1 protein-coding gene and 1 pseudogene are annotated in these 1,501 nt (G+C 67.2%); both read left to right on the top strand.

From position 1 onward, the window contains the following. On the top strand, positions 1–236 hold a 236-nt coding region (locus tag KBX08_RS33210), incomplete at its 5' end, for a hypothetical protein (protein ID WP_374101984.1). Continuing rightward, positions 233–1,501: pseudogene (locus tag KBX08_RS33205) on the top strand (hypothetical protein); the annotation flags it as partial. The gene KBX08_RS33210 and the pseudogene KBX08_RS33205, both read left to right, overlap by 4 nt.

Genomic DNA, 1,501 nt, shown 5'->3' with positions numbered 1-1,501 from the left:
CCGACAATTTTGTCTCCGTCACGGCCCGGGTCGCCGGCAAGGGCTTTGACCAGCCGGCCTGGCTCCACCTGCCGGCGCAGCCCGGCCGCGCATTCCCCAGTAGCTCCCCTCAGCCCGATGACCCGACGCACGATGCCGCGATGGTCCGGCCCATGCCGTTCCTCGGCACCAACTACGGGCAGGCGGCCCAAATCAATCACGGCGGCATGCGCCAAAGCGGAGGGACAACGCGATGAGCGAGACGGCGGCACTCACCAATTACGGGCAGTATGCAGGCATCAACTACGGCGGCATGCATACCCACAGGCACGAGACACGCTTGCTCAGCCGGCTCATCGTGGCGCAAAGGCTGGACCGTGGCCGAATCGAGGAGGTGCTCGAGCGGTTTGCACCCCGCACGTACCGGCCGTCCGCCGGACCAGAACTGGACCGGGCGGGCGCTGCGGCCCTGCTCGCTAGGTTACCTTTTGTCGTGGTGGTGGGCGAGCATGGGTCGGGTGTGGGCACGGCAGCCGAGGCGCTACTGAAAGAGTCCAGCGAGCAGGGCCGGCGGCTCGAGCGGATCCGCATCGACGAGGAGCAGACCGGCCGCTTCACGGGTGCCGACCTCCCGGCCGAGCGGGGTGTCATCTACCTGCTGCGGCTGCCTCGCCAGCCAGGCCTCATCGGGCCACACGTCGCCGAGGAGATCCGGGGCCACGCTGTGGCACTGTCGGAGCTCGACGCTCATCTGCTCGTCACCGCCACAGCCGATGTCTGGCGGGCCGCCGGCGGCTTCGGCGGCCCGCACGTCCTCGAGGCCATCCCGCCCTCCGGAGCCGAGGTGTTGCGACACCATCCCGTCAACAAGGCAGTCGATGTCGACGCCGTGCTCGCTCATCCTAAGGTCGCCGACCTGCTGGATCGCGCCTCGGTGGCCGACGCGGCCCGCTTTGCATGGATCCTCGAGGACGTGCTGGGGGCACGTGCGGACATCAGCGTCGACCAGTTGGTAACTGACGCGTTGGGCGCCTACCGGGGATGGCGTGAGGTTCTCGGCTCCTGGTTCGACGATAAGCAGAACGGACTGCGGGAGCGCCTCTTCCTTACGGCAGCCGCCATGCTGGAGGGCCGACCTGCACACCAGATCCTCGACGTCCTCGACGAGCTGGGAAAGAAGGTAAGTGGGCTGCCGGGATATCGGGCAGAGGGGCTCGCCGCAGCAGGGCTACACGCTCTAAAGGAAGCCGTTGACGCCGATATAGAGGATGGTCTACTGCGATTCCGTAAGCCAGGCTACGCCGAAGCCACGCTGTCTTTCCTATTCGGCGACCGGGAGACCCGCTTCCGGACGGGGCTGTGGAGCTGGGCCGTCGGGCTCGCCGTCGGCGGTAGCCGACAGGAGGCGCAGGACCTTGGCAACCAGGTTGCCGAGATGATGGTCAAGATCGTGCTACGTCACCACGACCCAGCGCCACTGTACGAGCTCAAGCGCTGGGCCGACGAGGAACATCTGCACGAC

This window comes from Micromonospora sp. H61 (assembly GCF_018070325.1).
Lineage (GTDB): Bacteria > Actinomycetota > Actinomycetes > Mycobacteriales > Micromonosporaceae > Micromonospora > Micromonospora salmantinae.
Note: the sequence above shows the minus strand (reverse complement) of the source record. Positions and strands in the feature narration are given on the sequence as shown.